This window comes from Nocardioides daphniae, assembly GCF_004777465.1.
GTDB lineage: Bacteria > Actinomycetota > Actinomycetes > Propionibacteriales > Nocardioidaceae > Nocardioides > Nocardioides daphniae.
This window is the reverse complement of record NZ_CP038462.1, coordinates 1,578,258-1,594,192: the sequence shown is the minus strand read 5'-3', so window position 1 is coordinate 1,594,192 and position 15,935 is coordinate 1,578,258. Positions and strand designations below refer to the sequence as shown.

15 protein-coding genes, 2 pseudogenes and 1 riboswitch are annotated in these 15,935 nt (G+C 72.6%); of the genes and pseudogenes, 1 reads left to right on the top strand and 16 read right to left on the bottom strand.

The window, feature by feature from the left end; translation table 11 throughout:
- Window positions 1-5 precede the first annotated feature (5 nt).
- On the top strand, window positions 6-1,430 hold the full coding sequence (locus E2C04_RS07820) for a DUF1501 domain-containing protein (protein ID WP_135832190.1): 1,425 nt from the start codon (window positions 6-8) through the stop codon (window positions 1,428-1,430).
- Here E2C04_RS07820 and E2C04_RS07815 read toward each other — a convergent pair.
- From E2C04_RS07815 to metK, 16 genes and pseudogenes are all read right to left on the bottom strand, one after another.
- On the bottom strand, window positions 1,365-1,781 hold the full coding sequence (locus E2C04_RS07815) for a PH domain-containing protein (protein WP_158630632.1): 417 nt from the start codon (window positions 1,779-1,781) through the stop codon (window positions 1,365-1,367). The two genes, E2C04_RS07820 and E2C04_RS07815, sit on opposite strands and share 66 nt — an antisense overlap.
- A gap of 10 nt (window positions 1,782-1,791) precedes the next feature.
- The gene (gene hisG, locus E2C04_RS07810; protein ID WP_135832188.1) at window positions 1,792-2,661 is read right to left on the bottom strand and encodes an ATP phosphoribosyltransferase; all 870 of its coding nucleotides are present in this window, start codon (window positions 2,659-2,661) and stop codon (window positions 1,792-1,794) included.
- Between the two features lie 11 nt (window positions 2,662-2,672).
- Window positions 2,673-2,936, bottom strand: coding sequence for a phosphoribosyl-ATP diphosphatase (locus E2C04_RS07805; RefSeq protein WP_135832187.1), 264 nt, complete (start codon window positions 2,934-2,936; stop codon window positions 2,673-2,675).
- Between the two features lie 48 nt (window positions 2,937-2,984).
- Window positions 2,985-3,464, bottom strand: a complete 480-nt coding sequence (ribH, locus tag E2C04_RS07800; RefSeq protein WP_135832186.1) for a 6,7-dimethyl-8-ribityllumazine synthase — start codon at window positions 3,462-3,464, stop codon at window positions 2,985-2,987.
- Window positions 3,461-4,687 carry a bifunctional 3,4-dihydroxy-2-butanone-4-phosphate synthase/GTP cyclohydrolase II gene (locus tag E2C04_RS07795; protein WP_135832185.1) on the bottom strand — a complete coding sequence of 409 codons (1,227 nt, stop codon included), beginning with the start codon at window positions 4,685-4,687 and terminating at the stop codon, window positions 3,461-3,463. The genes ribH and E2C04_RS07795 overlap by 4 nt, the downstream gene beginning before the upstream one ends.
- On the bottom strand, window positions 4,684-5,409 hold the full coding sequence (locus tag E2C04_RS07790) for a nicotinamide mononucleotide transporter family protein (RefSeq protein ID WP_135832184.1): 726 nt from the start codon (window positions 5,407-5,409) through the stop codon (window positions 4,684-4,686). Before E2C04_RS07790 ends, E2C04_RS07795 begins: the two co-directional genes overlap by 4 nt.
- Window positions 5,406-6,052, bottom strand: a pseudogene (locus tag E2C04_RS07785) (riboflavin synthase). The gene E2C04_RS07790 and the pseudogene E2C04_RS07785 overlap by 4 nt, the downstream one beginning before the upstream one ends.
- A gap of 1 nt (window position 6,053) precedes the next feature.
- Window positions 6,054-7,142: a bifunctional diaminohydroxyphosphoribosylaminopyrimidine deaminase/5-amino-6-(5-phosphoribosylamino)uracil reductase RibD gene (gene ribD, locus E2C04_RS07780; RefSeq protein ID WP_238694477.1), complete on the bottom strand. Its 1,089-nt coding sequence runs from the start codon at window positions 7,140-7,142 to the stop codon at window positions 6,054-6,056.
- 83 nt (window positions 7,143-7,225) lie between these two features.
- Window positions 7,226-7,352, bottom strand: a riboswitch (FMN riboswitch).
- A gap of 93 nt (window positions 7,353-7,445) precedes the next feature.
- Window positions 7,446-8,112: pseudogene (rpe, locus tag E2C04_RS07775) on the bottom strand (ribulose-phosphate 3-epimerase).
- 9 nt (window positions 8,113-8,121) lie between these two features.
- Window positions 8,122-9,135: a non-homologous end-joining DNA ligase gene (ligD, locus tag E2C04_RS07770; protein WP_135832183.1), complete on the bottom strand. Its 1,014-nt coding sequence runs from the start codon at window positions 9,133-9,135 to the stop codon at window positions 8,122-8,124.
- Between the two features lie 64 nt (window positions 9,136-9,199).
- A complete protein-coding gene (locus E2C04_RS07765; RefSeq protein ID WP_135832182.1) occupies window positions 9,200-10,582 on the bottom strand; it encodes an RsmB/NOP family class I SAM-dependent RNA methyltransferase in 1,383 nt (460 codons plus the stop codon).
- Window positions 10,575-10,991 (bottom strand): MmcQ/YjbR family DNA-binding protein, encoded by a 417-nt coding sequence (locus E2C04_RS07760; RefSeq protein WP_135832181.1) that lies wholly within the window; start codon window positions 10,989-10,991, stop codon window positions 10,575-10,577. Before E2C04_RS07760 ends, E2C04_RS07765 begins: the two co-directional genes overlap by 8 nt.
- A gap of 33 nt (window positions 10,992-11,024) precedes the next feature.
- The gene (gene fmt, locus E2C04_RS07755; RefSeq protein ID WP_135832180.1) at window positions 11,025-11,957 is read right to left on the bottom strand and encodes a methionyl-tRNA formyltransferase; all 933 of its coding nucleotides are present in this window, start codon (window positions 11,955-11,957) and stop codon (window positions 11,025-11,027) included.
- The gene (gene def, locus E2C04_RS07750; RefSeq protein ID WP_135832179.1) at window positions 11,957-12,502 is read right to left on the bottom strand and encodes a peptide deformylase; all 546 of its coding nucleotides are present in this window, start codon (window positions 12,500-12,502) and stop codon (window positions 11,957-11,959) included. Before def ends, fmt begins: the two co-directional genes overlap by 1 nt.
- A 106-nt stretch (window positions 12,503-12,608) precedes the next feature.
- The gene (locus E2C04_RS07745) at window positions 12,609-14,666 is read right to left on the bottom strand and encodes a primosomal protein N' (protein WP_135832178.1); all 2,058 of its coding nucleotides are present in this window, start codon (window positions 14,664-14,666) and stop codon (window positions 12,609-12,611) included.
- Between the two features lie 60 nt (window positions 14,667-14,726).
- Window positions 14,727-15,920 carry a methionine adenosyltransferase gene (gene metK, locus E2C04_RS07740; protein WP_135832177.1) on the bottom strand — a complete coding sequence of 398 codons (1,194 nt, stop codon included), beginning with the start codon at window positions 15,918-15,920 and terminating at the stop codon, window positions 14,727-14,729.
- Window positions 15,921-15,935 lie beyond the last annotated feature (15 nt).

Below are 15,935 nucleotides of genomic sequence, written 5' to 3'. Positions count from 1 at the left end.
CCTCCATGGACCCCCAGACCACCACTCCCGGGCGCTCGTGCTGCGAGGAGTTCGCCCAGGTCGGCCTGTCGCGTCGCGGCTTCCTCGGCGGCGCCCTGGCCACCGGCGTGGCCACCACGTTCGGCTCGACGGTCGTGCAGGTCGCCAGCGCCCCTCAGGCCGACGCCGCTCCGGCCGGGGCACGTGCCGTGATGGTCGTGCTCTCGCTGCGCGGTGCCGCCGACGGGCTCTCGCTCGTCGTGCCGCACGGCGACCCCGTCTACGCCCAGGCACGACCGCGGATCGCCGTCCCGGCTGACCGGCTCGTCGCCAAGGACGCCTTCTTCGGCCTGCACCCGGCGCTCTCGCCCCTGCTCCCCCTGTGGAACGGCGGCCGGATGGCGGCCGTCCACGCGGCCGGGCTGCCCGCCCCCAACCGCTCGCACTTCTCCGCCATGGAGGAGCTCGAGGCAGCGGCCCCCGGCTCCAGCATCCGCAGCGGGTGGCTCAACCGCCTGATCGGCGTCGACGCCAACCCGTCGCCGCTCCAGGCCATGCAGGTCGGCGAGGGCACGCCGCCCGCCGCGCTCTACGGCTCGCAGCCCTTCCTCAGCGCCGGCAACATCGAGAACGTGCAGCTCGCCGGCGCCGACCAGTGGGACACCCACAGGGGGCGGCCCCGCTCGCTGCGGACGCTGTGGAGCGGCCAGAAGGACGCGCTCGGCTCGGCCATGCAGGCCGCCTTCACCGCCGTCGACACCTTCCAGCCGGCCCGCACCAGCCCCAAGGAGCCGCACAACGGTGCCACCTACCCCGGCAACAGCCTGGGACGTGCGCTCGCGCAGGTCGCACGCGTCGTACGCTCCGGCGTCGGCACGGAGGTCGTCACCGTCGACCACGGGGACTGGGACATGCACACCGACGTGGGCAACCTCGACTGGGGCATGATGAAGCGCAACGCGACCGAGCTGGCCGAGGCGCTGGCCGCCTTCTTCGCCGACCTGGGCGCGCTCGGCGACCACGTCACCGTGGTCTGCCTGAGCGAGTTCGGCCGCCGCGTCGCGGAGAACGCGAACTGGGGCCTCCCACGGCTACGGCACCGTGATGCTGCTGCTGGGCGCCGGCGTACGAGGTGGCTACCACGGCCGTTGGCCGGGCCTGACCAACAGCCACGACAGCGACCTGCTGGTGACCACCGACTACCGCAGCGTCCTGGCCGAGGTGGTGAAAGCCCGGTTCGGCACGAGCACGGCCGCGGTCTTCCCCGGCTTCACGCCGAGCCGCGTCGGGGCGATGGTCGGCCAGTAGGGGCGAGCCAGCAGCTCAGTACAGCTCCGGGCCAGAGGCTCAGTACAGCTCTGCGCCCGAGGCTCGGTGCTGCTCGATCAAGCCCTGGATCTCGGCGACGCCCCGCGTGGCCCGGGCGCCGTCGGAGCCCTGCAGGGCGGTGACGGAGTGCACCGTGCCGTCGGTGAGCGGAGCCGGGCCCACGGGGCACCCGAGGGCAGCCGGATGACCTCGGCCTGCTCCCAGGGCACCTCGTACCTGCGGAAGCCGTTGACGATGACCAGGCCCTGCGCGGTGGCATCGATCCGGGCCCGTGCGACGCCGTAGCCGACCGCCGCACCGCCGATGATCATGAAGGTCAGTGTGCCGAGCTGGAAGGGCGTGTAGGTGTCACGCACCTCCTGGTCGAAGGCGAACCAGGCGAAGAGGAAGACGACGGCGAGGACGGCGCCGAAGAAGACGACGGCCAGTCGCACCCCCAGCGGACGCCAGGTGTGCGGGAGGTCGACGGTCACGGGACGGTCCTCAGAGTCGGCAGGCATTGATCTCGGTCAGCAGGATGCCGCGGGCACCCAGGTCGAAGAGCTCGTCCATCAGACGCTGCGAGCCGGCGCGGGGCACCATCGCCCGGACGGCGACCCACCCCTCGCGGTGCAGCGGGGAGACCGTCGGGCTCTCGATGCCCGGGGTCAGCGACACGGCCGCCTGGACCTGCTCGGAGCGGATGTCGTAGTCCATCATCACGTAGCTGCGCGCCACCAGGACGCCCTCGACGCGACGACGAAAGATCTCGAAGCCGGGGTGCGACTCGGCGCCGTCACGGGTGACCATGACGGCCGACGAGCGGAGGATCTCCTCCCCGAAGGTGGCGAGGCCGGCGGCTCGGAGCGTGGAGCCGGTCTCGACGACGTCGGCGATCACGTCGGCGACACCGAGCTGGATGCTCGTCTCGACGGCACCGTCGAGGCGGATGACCTCGGCCTCGATGCCGCGCTCGGCGAGGAAGCTCTCCACCACGCCGGTGTACGAGGTGGCGATGCGCTTGCCCGCCAGGTCGTCGAGCGAGGAGTAGCGCCCTGCCGGGCCGGCGAAGTGGAAGCGGGACTGGCCGAAGCCGAGGTCCCGGATCTCCTTGGCGCTGGCGCCCGAGTCGAGCAGCAGATCGCGGCCGGTGATCCCGATGTCCAGCGTGCCGGAGCCGACGTACAGCGCGATGTCACGCGGCCGGAGGTAGAAGAACTCGACGCCGTTCTCGGCGTCGGTGAGCGCGAGCTCCTTGGAGTCGCGGCGCTGGCGGTAGCCCGACTCCTTGAGGATCTCGGAGGCCGCCACGGAGAGGGCGCCCTTGTTGGGGACGGCGACACGCAGGAGCGTGCCGGTCGGGGTCTGCGTCATGGGGTGGGTCCTCAGAGGTGGGCGTAGACGTCGTCGAGGGTCAGGCCGCTGGCGATCATCAGCACCTGGGCGTGGTAGAGCAGCTGGCTGATCTCCTCGGCGGCGGCGTCCTTGCCCTCGAAACGGGCGGCCATCCAGGACTCCGCAGCCTCCTCGACCAGCTTCTTGCCGATCGTATGGACGCCGGCGTCCAGTGCGCGCACCGTGCCGGATCCCTCGGGGCGGGTCCGGGCGATCTCGTTGAGCTCGTCCCACAGACCTTCGAACGTCTTCACGGGCCCCAGCCTAAGCGGTCGCCGCGCGCGGGCCGCACCTCGGTCCACTCACCTGTCGGAGCGGATGTCGCGCAGCAGCCGCGCCGTCTCCAGTGCGGCCGAGGTGGCCTCCCACCCCTTGTCCTCCGAGGAGCCGGGCAGGCCGGCCCGGTCGAGGGCCTGGGCGTCGGTGTCGCAGGTGAGCACGCCGAAACCGATCGCGACGCGGTGGTCGAGCGCGACCCTGGTCAGGCCGTCGGTCGCCGCGGAGCAGACGTACTCGAAGTGCGGGGTGCCGCCACGGATCACGACGCCGAGCGCCACCACGGCGTCGTAGCCCTCGGCGCCGAGCGCCTGGGCGACCACCGGGAGCTCGAAGGTGCCGGGCACCCGCAGCTCCGTGGCCGTCGCACCGTACGCCTCGAGGGCGCGACGGGCCCCGGCCAGCAGCCCGTCCATCACCTCGGTGTGCCAGCTCGCGGCCACCACCGCGACCCGGAGGTCGCTGCAGTCGACGGGCTTGCTCTGGGGTGCTCCTGCTCCACTCACTGCTCGTCCTCCAGGTTGTCGATGGTGTGACCCATGCGGTCACGCTTGGTGCGCAGGTAGCGCACGTTGTGCTCGGTCGGGAGGATGGTCAGCGCCACCGTCTCGACCACCGGCACCCCGAAGTCACCGAGGTGCTGCGACTTGACCGGGTTGTTGGTCAGCAGCCGCACCGACTGCACGCCCAGGTCGCGGAGGACCTGGGTGGCGGCGCCGTAGTTGCGGGCGTCGGCGGGCAGCCCCAGCTCGAGGTTGGCGTCGACGGTGTCGTGCCCCTCGTCCTGGAGCGCGTACGCCTGGAGCTTGGAGACCAGGCCGATGCCGCGCCCCTCGTGGCCGCGCAGGTAGACGACGACGCCGCGCCCCTCCGCGGCGATCCGCTCGAGCGCCTCCTCCAGCTGGGGTCCGCAGTCACAGCGGTAGGAGCCGAAGACGTCACCGGTGAGGCACTCCGAGTGCACCCGCGCCAGCACCGGTTCGTCGGTGCCGACGTCGCCGAGCACCAGCGCCACGTGCTCGGAGTCCTCCACGGGGTTGCGGTAGCCGTAGGCCGTGAAGGTCCCGTAGGGGGTGGGGAGCGCCGTGACGGCGGCCCGCTCGACGTTGATCTCGTGGCGGCGACGGAAGCGCACCAAGTCCTCGATGGAAATCATCGACAGGCCGTGCTCGTCGGCGAACTCCCGCAGCTCGGGGGCCCGCTTCATGGTGCCGTCGTCGTTGACGATCTCGACCAGGACGCCGACCGGGGCCAGACCGGCGAGCCGGGCCAGGTCGACGGCCGCCTCGGTGTGCCCACGGCGTACGAGCACCCCGCCCTCGCGGTAGCGCAGCGGGAAGACGTGGCCCGGGCGGGTGAGCTCGAAGGGCTGCGTCTCGGGGTCGGCGAGCAGCCGCGCGGTGCGGGCCCGGTCGGCCGCCGAGATGCCGGTGGAGACGCCGTCGCGGGCGTCGACCGACACCGTGTAGGCCGTCCTGAGGGGGTCCTGGTTGTGCGGGGTCATCAGCCCGATGTCGAGGTGGGCGAGCTCGGCGGCCGGCATCGGCACGCAGATCACGCCGCTGGAGTGCCGGATGGTGAAGGCCATCAGCTCGGTGGTCGCCTTCTCGGCGGCGAAGATGATGTCGCCCTCGTTCTCGCGGTCCTCGTCGTCGACGACCACGACGGCCTTGCCGGCGGCGATGTCGGCGATCGCCTGCTCCACGGGGTCAAGCCGCAGCGTGCTCATGCCGTCACCTGCCCGGTCTCCGCAGCCTCACCGGTGCCCCAGTCGTGCACCAGTGGCGGCTCACCGTCGTCCTCGCTCGCGGCACGCCACCAGGTGAAGAAGCCGAGCACCACGAAAAAGGCGTAGAAGAGGTACATGCCGATCGTGGCGTGCGCCGGGTAGTGGGAGGTGGCGAGGCTCCAGACGCCGACCACGTCGACCGCGATCCACACCAGCCAGAACTCGACCCAGCCACGCGCCATGCCCCAGGTCGCGAGCATGGAGCCGGCGACGATCCATGCCTCGGTGGGCGGGTTCCAGGAACCGATCTGGGTGAAGACGGCCCAGGTGGCGAGCCAGACGACCAGGCCGGCCCCGACCAGGACCCCGCGCTCGGACCAGGTGGCCCAGCGCGGCGTGATCGCCGCGGCACCCGCCCCCGCACCGTTGCGCTTCTCCTGGCTCCAGCGCCACCAGCCGTAGAGGCTGACGGCGGCGAAGAAGATCTGCCGGCCGGCCTGGCCCCACAGCGGCTGGTCGCCGATCTCGGCGATCGAGCCGGTGGTGAAGACGAAGAAGAGCAGGACGTTGCCGACCAGGCCGATCGGCCAGGCGAGCATCCAGCGCTTCATGCCGAGGATGGCGCTGGCGAGCCCGAAGACGTTGCCCAGCACCTCCGGCACGCTCAGGAAGCTGTTCCCGACGGGGATGGTCCCGTCGAAGAGCCACTGCAGGATGCTCATGCGTTCTTCTCCTCGTGCTGCGTGCCGGACGGCAGGTAGGCCTTGACCAGCTTGGCGACGTGCTTGGCGATCACGTCCGTCTCCAGGTTGACCCGGTCGCCGACCTCGCGGAAGCCCAGCGTGGTGCGGGCGAGCGTCTCGGGGATCAGGCTGACCGTGAAGGTCGTGTCGGTGACGTCGACGACGGTCAGGCTGACCCCGTCGACGGTGATGGAGCCCTCTCCACCAGGTAGGGGGCGAGCTCGGCCGGGAGCGTGAGCTCGACGACCTCCCAGTGCTCGCTGGGGAGACGACGCACCACCTCGCCGACGCCGTCGACGTGGCCCTGGACGATGTGGCCTCCGAGCCGCTTGTCGGCGGTGACGGCGCGCTCCAGGTTGACCCGGTCGCCGGGCTTCACCCCGGCCAGGCTGGTGCGGTCCAACGTCTCCTGCATGAGGTCGGCGGTCCACAGGTCGACCGCTCCCCCGTCAGCGCTCGCGCCGACGGCGCTCACGGTGAGGCAGCAGCCGTTGACCGCGATCGAGTCGCCCAGGTGGACGTCGTCGAGCACGGTCTCGGCCCGGACGGTGAGGCGGATGGCGTCGGACTGGTCCTCCACGGCGTGGACGGTGCCCAGCTCCTCGACGATGCCGGTGAACATCTCAGTGGTCCTCTCGCAGGGCGACGCGCGCGGCGTCTCCGGGGTGCGCGGTGACGACGGCGTCGTACCGCGGGGTCATGGTCAGGCGTACGTTGGTCTCGGCGCCGCTGCCGAGCACGGTGACGTCGGTGGGCTCCAGGTGGAGGGCGCCGGCGATGGTGGTGATGCCGAGGTCGGCGACCGACGAGCGGCCCGCCCCCAGGAGCATCGGGGCGACGTAGGTGACGACCTCGTCGACGAGGCCGGCGCGCAGGAAGGCGGCGGCCAGGCGCGGTCCGCCCTCCAGGAAGACGTGGCGCCGCCCGAGGGCGAAGAGCTCGGCCAGCGCGGCGGCGGGGTCGCGGGTGAGCAGCCGCAGCGACGGTGCGCTGTCGTCGAGCACGCGCAGGTCGGCCGGCAGGTCACGCAGGCCCATCACGGCGCGCAGCGGCTGGTGTGCGAGCGGCTGGTCGTCGGCGCCGCGGACGGTGAGCTGCGGGTCGTCGATCACGGCGGTGCTCGTGCCGACCAGCATCGTGTCGCACTCGCCGCGCAGGCGGTGGGTGTCGAGGCGCGAGGCGGGACCGCTGACCCACCGGCTGGTGCCGTCGGCGGCGGCGCTACGGCCGTCGAGCGTGGTCGCGAACTTCCAGGTGACGAGCGGGCGGTCGTGGGCCACGCCGAAGGTCCAGGCCCGGTTGAGGTGGGCGGACTCCTCGGCCAGCAGGCCGCCCTTCACGTCGACGCCGGCGGCGCGCAGGGTGTCGGCTCCCCCGGCCGCGACCGGGGTGGGGTCTGCCTGGGCGAAGACGACGCGGGCCACGCCGGCGGCGAGCAGCGCCTGGGCGCAGGGACCGGTCCGCCCGGTGTGGTTGCACGGCTCGAGAGTGACCACGGCGGTCGTGCCGCGGGCGGCGGTGCCGGCGCGGGCCAGGGCGTCGGCCTCGGCGTGCGGCGTACCGGCTCCCCGGTGGAAGCCCTCGGCGACCACGTCGCCGGGGGTGAGCAGGACGCAGCCGACGCGCGGGTTCGGGCCCAGTGGCACGCCAGCGGTGGCAGCCAGCGCGAGGGCGCGCTGCATGGCTGCCCGCTCGGCGGTGCTGTCCGTCATGGCCACGCTCTCCTGTCCGCTCTCGCGGGACCTGGAGGGTGGCTGGGTGGTCTGGGCAGACAGCACGGCTGCACGGACTCACCTGCGTGCGCTTCTCATCCGGACTTTAACCGTCGGTGCAGGAATTTCACCTGCTCAACCGGCCACTGGTGGTGGTCGGGTCGCGGACTTTCACCGCCGGTGCGGAATTTCACCGCCCCAGAGCACGCGAGCTTGTCAACTCGTGGTTGAACCATAACCCACCCCCGGTCGGACCGGAACGGTCGTCGCAGTGAGTGAGACCACGCTGCCCCCGCAGGGGCCTCAGACCAGCGGGCTGGCCGCCTCGGCGGTGGCCTTGAGCTGGCGGACCATCGCGTCGGGGTCGGCGGCCGAGTAGACCGCGGAACCGGCCACGAAGACGTCGGCGCCGGCCTCGGCGCACCGCTCGATGGTCTCGAGGCTGACCCCCGTCGACCTGGAGCCAGGTCTCGACGCCGTGCTTCTCCATCAGGGCGCGGGCGCGGCGGATCTTGGGCAGGCACAGGTCGAGGAACTTCTGGCCGCCGAAGCCGGGCTCGACCGTCATGACCAGGAGCATGTCGAGCTCCGGCAGGAGGTCTTCGTAGGGCTCGATCGGCGTCGCGGGCTTCAGCGCCATCGAGGCGCGGGCGCCCAGGGCGCGGATCTCGCGGGCCAGGCGGATCGGAGCCTTGGCGGCCTCGACGTGGAAGGTCACGCTGCTCGCGCCGGCCTCCGCGTACGCCGGGGCGTTGCGGTCGGCGTCCTCGATCATCAGGTGCGCGTCGAGCGGGATGTCGGTGGCCCGGCTGAGCGCCTCGACCATCGACGGCCCGAAGGTCAGGTTCGGCACGAAGTGGTTGTCCATGACGTCCACGTGCACCATGTCGGCGCTGGAGATGCGGCTGATCTCCTCGCCCAGGCGGGAGAAGTCGGTGTTGAGGATGGACGGCGTGATCTGGATACCCACGCAGCGATTCTAGGCGCCGGGAGCGGCGTCCTCGTCCGCCGGTCCGTCCCCCTGCTCCTCGTCCCCCTGCTCCTCGTCCCCCTGCTCGTCGTCCGACTGCGCCTCGTCCCGCTGCGCCCACTCCAGCAGCGGGCCGATGTCGAAGGGATGGTCGTCGATCTCGGCGTGCAGGTCGCCGAGTCGGGCGTAGCGCGCGGGCACCGTGGCGATCGTGAAGTCGGCTGGCTCGCAGTCGTCGACCTCGTCCCACGCGACCGGGGCGCTGACCTGGGCGTTGGGCACGCCGCGTACGGAGTAGGCCGAGGCGATCGTGTGGTCGCGGGTGTTCTGGTTGTAGTCGACGAAGAGCTGCGCGGGGTCGCGGTCCTTGCGCCACCAGGCGGTCGTCACGTCGTCGGGGGCGCGGCGCTCGACCTCGCGGGCGAAGGCGTGGGCCGCACGGCGTACGTCGGCGAAGCCGTGGTCGGGCGGGATCCGCACGTAGACGTGCAGCCCGCTGCCACCGCTGGTCTTGGGGAAGCCCACGGCGCCGAGCTCGTCGAGCACCTCGTGGACCACCCCGGCGACACGCTGCACCCGCGCCCAGTCACACTCGGGACCGGGGTCGAGGTCGATCCGCCACTCGTCGGGCTTCTCGGTGTCGGCGCGTCGGCTGTTCCACGGGTGGAACTCGACGGTCGACATCTGCACCGCCCAGGCGACGCTGGCCAGCGAGGTCACGCAGAGCTCGTCGGCGGTGCGGCCGTAGCGCGGGAAGTAGAGCTCGACGGTCTCCACCCAGTCGGGGGCGCCCTTCGGGATCCGCTTCTGGTGCACCTTCTCCCCCGCCAGCCCCTTCGGGAAGCGGTGCAGCATGCACGGGCGCTCGAAGAGCGCGTTGACGATGCCGTCGCCGACGCTGAGGTAGTACTCCAGCAGGTCGAGCTTGGTGGCCCCGATCTCCGGGAAGTAGACCCGTTCGGGGTTGGTCACCTTGACGACGCGGTCCTCGACCTCGATCTCGACGAACGGTGAGCTCCCCATGGCTGCCAACCTAGGGGATGGACGGTCGCCGGCGCTGCCACCGGGGCTCGACCGGCACGGGTCGTCAGGTGCGGCGCAGGGTGGCGGCGTACATCGCGTCGCAGCCGTCCAGGTGCGGCCACAGCTGCCACGACGTCTCCAGGTGGGCGTCGTCGCGGGCCCGGAGCACCGCCGACACCACACCGACGGTCTCCGCGACCACCGGTGAGCAGGTCGCGTAGACGACGACGCCGCCGGGACGTACGGCGTCCAGGGCGGTGACCAGGAGGGCTCGCTGCAGCCGCACCAGGGTGTCGACGTCGCTGGGCCTGCGTCGCCAGCGCGACTCAGGGCGTCGGCGCAGCGCGCCGAGGCCCGAGCACGGGGCGTCGACGAGCGCCCGGTCGAAGGTGTCGGGGCGCCAGGCGGGACGGGTGCCGTCGCCGGTGACCACCCCGAGCATCCCGTCCTGCACCGAGCGCACGCCGCGCGACACGAGCTGGGCACGGTGGTGCTGCGCCTCGTTGGCCAGCACCTTGCCCCCCCGCTGCGCGGCCAGGGCGGCGAGCAGGGCGCTCTTGCCACCCGGGCCCGCGCACAGGTCGAGCCAGCGCTCGTCACGGCCCTCGACCGTCGCGTCGGCCAGCGCCAGGGCCACCCGCTGGGAGCCCTCGTCCTGGACGCCGGCGCGCCCCTGCACGATCGCAGGGACGGCGGTCAGGTCGCCGCCACCCCAGGTCCAGGCGTACGGCGACCGGCCGGTGGGCTCGGCGCCGGCGGCCCGCATCTCGTCGTCGTCCACCAGCCCGGGGCGGGCGACGAGGGTGACCTGCGGGGCAGCGTTGTCGGCCTCGAGGAGCGCCGGAAGCTCGGAGACGTCACGGCCGTGGCCGTCGAGTGCCTCGGCGAGCGCGTCGACCACCCAGGCCGGGTGGGAGGTGGCGACGGCCAGGCGCGCGGTGGAGCCGGGCGCGCCGGGCGCCACCTGGTCGACCCACGCAGCCAGGTCCTGGGCGGCCACCTTGCGGAGCACCGCGTTGACGAGTCCGGTGGGCCCCTGGCCGACGCGGTCGCGGGTCAGCTCGACGCTGGTCGCGATCGCGGCGTGGTCGGGCACCCGCATCGCCAGCAGCTGGTGGGCGCCGAGGCGCAGCACGTCGCGGACCTTGCCCTCCAGCTTCGGCTTGGTGAGGCAGACGTCGATGATCGCGTCGTACGTGCCCTGGCCGCGGATCGCGCCCGCGGCGAGCTCGGTCGTGAAGGCGGCGTCGCGACCGGTCAGCCGGTACTTCTCCAGGACCTGGGGCAGCACCAGGTTGGCGTAGGCGTCGTCGACGCGGACCGCCTTCAGCACCTCCCACGCGGCCCGGCGGGACGGGTCCACACGGGGGCGCGACGGCGGGGCGGTGCCGGGGCCGGGACGACTCTGGCGGCGGGCGCCGTGGCGGCGTCGCGTGGGCTCACCCATGGGCGAAGAACTCCTTGACCAGTCTCTTGGGGGCCCGGGCGGCCCAGGCGTCGGTGATGATCTCGCGCAGCTCGTCCTCGGTGAGCTCCCCGAGGCGGGACTGCTGGACGAGCACGGCGTTGGTGTGACGGAAGTGGTCGATCGTGAAGAACGGGGTGTCCGGGTCGTCGACCAGCTCGGCCTTCTCCGCCGGGCCTACGGTCACGATGACGAGCAGGTCGTCGTAGAGGTCGCCCGTCTCGGGGTTGATCGCCGACGAGTGGGGGTGGCGGTAGAGCAGGAAGCCCCGCCCCTTGTCGCCGCGCGGCACCTTCCACGTGGGGACGTCACCCCACGTGGTGTCGAGCTCGGTCTGGGGCAGCGCGGCACAGATGGCGTCCACGTCGTCGGGGCGTGCGGCACGGCTCATGCCTGCGAGCGTACGCACGCGCAAGGACGTACGTCAGTCCTCGGCGCCGAACCGGACGCCCGACTCAAGGCGCACGCCGCGGGCCCAGTCGGCCGCCTGCATCTGCTTCTTGCCGAACGCCTTGACCTCACCGAGCTGCACGGGCACCGTGCCGGTGCCGATGAACACCGCGTTCTTGGTGACCTCGAGGACGCCGGGCTCGAGCGGCTCGCGCTCGGCCAGGGTGACCGGACCGATCTTGATCCGCTCGCCCTCGTGGGTGCTCCAGGCGCCCGGCGCGGGGGTGCAGGCCCGGATCTGGCGGTCGACGGCGACTGCGGGGGCGCTCCAGTCGATCTTGGCGTGCTCGACCAGGATCTTGGGTGCGATCGAGATCCCGTCCGCGGGCTGCTCGCGCGCCTCGATCTGGCCGGACTCGATGCCGGAGATCGTTTGCACCAGCAGGTGGGCGCCGGCCTCGGCCAGGCGGCCCAGCAGGTCACCGGAGGTGTCGTCGGGCCGGATCCGCTCCGTCATCACGCCGAAGGTCGGACCGGCGTCGAGCGCCTTGACGATCCGGAAGGTGGTGGCACCGGTGAACTCGTCGCCGGCCCATACGGAGTGCTGCACGGGGGCAGCGCCACGCCAGGCGGGGAGCAGCGAGAAGTGCAGGTTGATCCAGCCGTGGGTGGGGATGTCGAGGGCGGACTGCGGCAGCAGCGCGCCGTAGGCGACCACCGGGCAGGCGTCCGGGGCCAGCTCGCGCAGCTGCGCCTGGAACTCCTCGTCGCGCGGGTGCTCCGGCTTCAGCACCGGGATGCCCAGCTCCTCGGCGCGCTGCGCCACCGGGCTCGCCACGAGCTTGCGGCCGCGGCCGGAGGGGGCGTCGGGACGCGTCACGACGGCGACGACCTCGTGGTCGGAGTCGATGAAGGCGTTGAGGGACGGGACGGCGACCTCGGGGGTGCCGGCGAAGACGATGCGCATCAGAATCCGAATCCGTTGGTGGCGTGGGGCGAGACCTTGACGACGGGCTTCTCCAGCCCGAACCACTCCGACTCGCGGATCTCACGCATGGCGGCGCGCCGCGCCTCGGCGTCGAGGCGGTCGATGAAGAGCACGCCGTTGAGGTGGTCGGTCTCGTGCTGGATGCAGCGGGCGAGCAGGTCGGAGCCCTCGATGGTCACCGGCTCACCGTGCATGGAGAAGCCCTTGGCGACCACCCGCAGCGCGCGCTGGCAGTCGTAGGTCAGGTGCGGCAGCGAGAGGCACCCCTCGGGGCCGTCCTGGATCTCGTCGGAGAGGTCGAGCACAGGGTTGACGAGGTGGCCGAGCTCCCCGTCGATGTTCCAGGTGAAGACACGCAGGCCGACCCCGACCTGGGGCGCCGCGAGACCGGCACCTGACGCCTCGAGCATCGTGTCGGTGAGGTCCTGCACGAGGGTGCGCAGTTCCTTGTCGAACGTGACGACCTCGAGCGCGGGCTTGCGCAGGATCGGGTCGCCGAACAGGCGGATGGGCTGGACTGCCACGCGGGAGGCTCCTCGTCAGGTCGGTGCAACCGCTCAGTCTACGGAGCCGTGCGGGGAGGCCGAGACCGCCACGGCCAGGACCGACGTCGGCCGGCCAGACGGCCCGTCACAGCGTGTGCGGATCCACCTGCACGCGCACCGCTGCCAGCCGCCGGGCCGAGCGCAGCCGCTGCATCGCCAGGAGCGCCTCGCTCAGGGCCGTGCCCTGGCTGCGCGGCACCCGCAGCACCATGCGAATCTCCTCGACCTCGGTAGCCGCCTCGGGCCGGTCCTGGCGCCGCTCGACCGGGACCGGCCCCAGCACCTCGACGACGTCAGGAAGGGTGACCAGCGCCAGCGCCTCCTCGACCGCCTCCGGCTCCCCGGTCACGGTCGCCATCCGGACGGCGGGCGGGAGGTGGGCGGAGAGCCGCTCCTCCAGCTCCCGCTCGGCGAAGCCGGCCGGGTCCCACCGCACGAGTGACTGGAGCAGCGGGGACCCGGGGTCGCCGACCACCACGACGCGCCCCTGGGGGCGTACGAGGGCGGCGGCGTTGAACCAGCGGCGTACGGCCTCCTCGTCGCTGCGCAGGTCGGGGCGACCGAGCCCGAGCCAGGTGTCGAGCAGGAGGACGGCCGCGTAGCCACGCGCTGCCGGGGGCTCGGCACCCGGAGTGGCGACGACGACGTCGGCATCCTCCCCCACCGCGGCGATCACCCGGTCACCGCCCGAGCTGCGGACGGCGTGGCCGGGGAACATCCGCCCCATCTCCTCGGCCGTCCGGTCGCGCCCCAGGACCGGGGCGCGCAGCCCCTGGGCGCCGCAGGTGCCGCAGCGCCACCGGTGGTCGACGACGCCGCACCAGCCGCACGAGGGCGGCGAGGCAGGGTCGGTCAGCCGCAGTGGTCCCCGGCAGGCACCGCACCGGGCGGGTGTACGGCATCGCTCGCAGGCCAGGTGCGGCACGTAGCCCGACCGCGGTGTCTGGACCAGCACCGGCCCTTCGGCCAGCGCCCGACGCACCAGACCCATCGCCGGGCCGGGCACCCGCGCCCCCCGGTTGCGCTCGTCGTTGGCCACCACGTCGACCCGGACCCGCTCACGCAGCACCGTCCGGGACGGGGCGATCGGGTGGGCCCAGCCGGTCCGGACCAGGTACTCCGCCTCCACGGTGCGCGTCACCCCGCCGAGCAGGACCGCGCACCCCTGCTGGTCGGCGCGGGTGAGCAGCACCTCCCGGGCGTGGGGGTAGGGCGCGCGGGGCTCGCTGTGCAGGTCGTCGCCGTCGTCCCACATCACCACCAGGCCGAGGTCCCGCACCGGCGCGAAGGTCGCCGAGCGGGTGCCGATGACGACGTGGACGTCCCCGCGCAGCGCCGCGAGAAAGGCGGCGTACCGCTTGGCCGGCCCCTGGTCGGCGGTCAGCACCGCGTGCTGCCCCTCCCCCAGGACCTGGTCGAGCGCCGCGGCCATCCGGGTCACGTCACGGTGGTCGGGCACGCAGACCAGCGCCCCCTTGCCGGCAGCGCGGGTCCGGGCGACGGCGTGCGCCACGAGCACCGTCCAGTCGGCGCCGGGCAGGGCCTGCCACACCGCACGCGGCGCGGCGCCCTCCTCCAGACGCGCGAGGAAGGAGTCGGCAGCCGGGTGCCCGCTCCACGCCGCCTGCGCCTGGGCCAGCGTGCTGGTGAGGCCAGCCGGTCGCGGCTCGCGGTCCGCCTTCTCGGTGGTCGCGTGCCGGGGCGGGACGGCAAGGCGCAGGACGTCGGCGCGGGCACCGGCGTACCGGGCCGCCACCGCGGCGGTCAGCTGCTCCACCTCCGGGGTGAGGACGCGCTCGGGGCTGACCACGCGCCGCAACGGCGTGAGGCGGCCGTCGTGGTCGGTGCCGGGGGCGCGCTCGACGACGTAGCCGTCGACGTCCTGCCCGGCGAAGCGCACCTTGACGCGGATCCCGGGCTGCACGGCGTCGTCCATGCTCTGGGGCACCAGGTAGTCGAAGGGCCGGTCCAGGTGGGCCAGCGGCACGTCGACCAGCACCCGGGCCACCGGGTCGACCTCGGCCGGCTCCTCCTCGTGGCGGCGGCGCATCTCGGCCTCGCCACGGCGGGCGCGGCCACCGGCCACGGACGCACGGAGGCCGGGCAGCATGTCCAGCTGCCCGGCCTCGTGCGTCTCACTCATGTGCGCATTGATACCAGCCCGCGCCGACACCTCGACCGTCGGCGCAAGGTGACCCGTGGGTCAGATGCCGGCGGCCGCCCGCAGTGCGTCGGCGCGGTCGGTGACCTCCCAAGTGAAGCCCGGGAGCTCGCGACCGAAGTGCCCGTACGCCGCGGTCTGGGCGTACTTGGGCTTCAGCAGGTCGAGGTCGCGGATGATCGCGGCCGGACGCAGGTCGAAGACCTCGAGCACGGCCTCCTGGATCTTCTCGTCCGCGACGACACCGGTGCCGAAGGTCTCGATGAAGACGCCGACGGGAGCGGCCTTCCCGATCGCGTAGGCGACCTGGGCCTCGCAGCGACGCGCGAGGCCCGCTGCGACGACGTTCTTGGCGACCCAGCGCATGGCGTACGCAGCCGAACGGTCGACCTTCGACGGGTCCTTGCCGGAGAAGGCGCCTCCGCCGTGACGGGCCATGCCGCCGTAGGTGTCGATGATGATCTTGCGGCCGGTCAGGCCGGCGTCACCCATGGGACCGCCCACGACGAAGCGACCGGTCGGGTTGACCAGCAGGCGGTAGCCCTCGGCGGGGATGTCGAAGCCGGCGAGCACGGGGTCGATCACGTGCTGCTTGATCTCGACCTCGAGCTTCTCCAGGTCGGTCTCCTCGGAGTGCTGCGTGGAGAGGACGACCGTGTCGACGCGGACGGGACGGTTGTCGGCGTCGTACTCGATGGTGACTTGGGTCTTGCCGTCGGGACGCAGGTTCGGCATGGTGCCGTCCTTGCGCACCTCGGAGAGACGCTGCGAGAGACGCTGGGCGATCGTGATCGGCAGCGGCATGAGCTCGGGGGTGTCGTCGCAGGCGTAGCCGAACATCAGGCCCTGGTCGCCGGCACCCTGCTTGTCGAGCTCGTCGTCGGAGGTCTCGACACGCTCCTCGTAGGCGTCGTCGACGCCCTGCGCGATGTCGGGCGACTGCGCACCGATGGCGACGCTGACGCCGCAGGAGCTGCCGTCGAAGCCCTTTTCGGAGGAGTCGTAGCCGATCTCGAGGATCTTGTCGCGCACGAGCTGCGCGACGGGGGCGTAGGCCTCCGTGGTCACCTCGCCCGCGACGACCACCAGACCGGTGGTCAGGAGGGTCTCGACCGCGACGCGGCTGCGCGGGTCGTGCTCGAGCAGGTAGTCGAGGATGGTGTCGCTGATCTGGTCAGCGATCTTGTCCGGGTGACCCTCGGTCACGGACTCGGAGGTGAAAAGGCGTCCTGCCACAGCTGACTCTCCCCA

Excerpts from the sequence above, each read along its gene's own strand:
- fmt (WP_135832180.1), bottom strand. The coding sequence starts at position 11,957 with ATGCGCATCGTCTTCGCCGGCACCCCCGAGGTCGCCGTCCCGTCCCTC.
- E2C04_RS07790 (WP_135832184.1), bottom strand. The coding sequence starts at position 5,409 with ATGAGCATCCTGCAGTGGCTCTTCGACGGGACCATCCCCGTCGGGAAC.
- E2C04_RS07795 (WP_135832185.1), bottom strand. The coding sequence starts at position 4,687 with ATGAGCACGCTGCGGCTTGACCCCGTGGAGCAGGCGATCGCCGACATC.
- E2C04_RS07745 (WP_135832178.1), bottom strand. The coding sequence starts at position 14,666 with ATGAGTGAGACGCACGAGGCCGGGCAGCTGGACATGCTGCCCGGCCTC.
- E2C04_RS07820 (WP_135832190.1), top strand. The coding sequence starts at position 6 with ATGGACCCCCAGACCACCACTCCCGGGCGCTCGTGCTGCGAGGAGTTC.
- E2C04_RS07765 (WP_135832182.1), bottom strand. The coding sequence starts at position 10,582 with ATGGGTGAGCCCACGCGACGCCGCCACGGCGCCCGCCGCCAGAGTCGT.
- ligD (WP_135832183.1), bottom strand. The coding sequence starts at position 9,135 with ATGGGGAGCTCACCGTTCGTCGAGATCGAGGTCGAGGACCGCGTCGTC.
- hisG (WP_135832188.1), bottom strand. The coding sequence starts at position 2,661 with ATGACGCAGACCCCGACCGGCACGCTCCTGCGTGTCGCCGTCCCCAAC.
- E2C04_RS07760 (WP_135832181.1), bottom strand. The coding sequence starts at position 10,991 with ATGAGCCGTGCCGCACGCCCCGACGACGTGGACGCCATCTGTGCCGCG.
- ribD (WP_238694477.1), bottom strand. The coding sequence starts at position 7,142 with ATGACGGACAGCACCGCCGAGCGGGCAGCCATGCAGCGCGCCCTCGCG.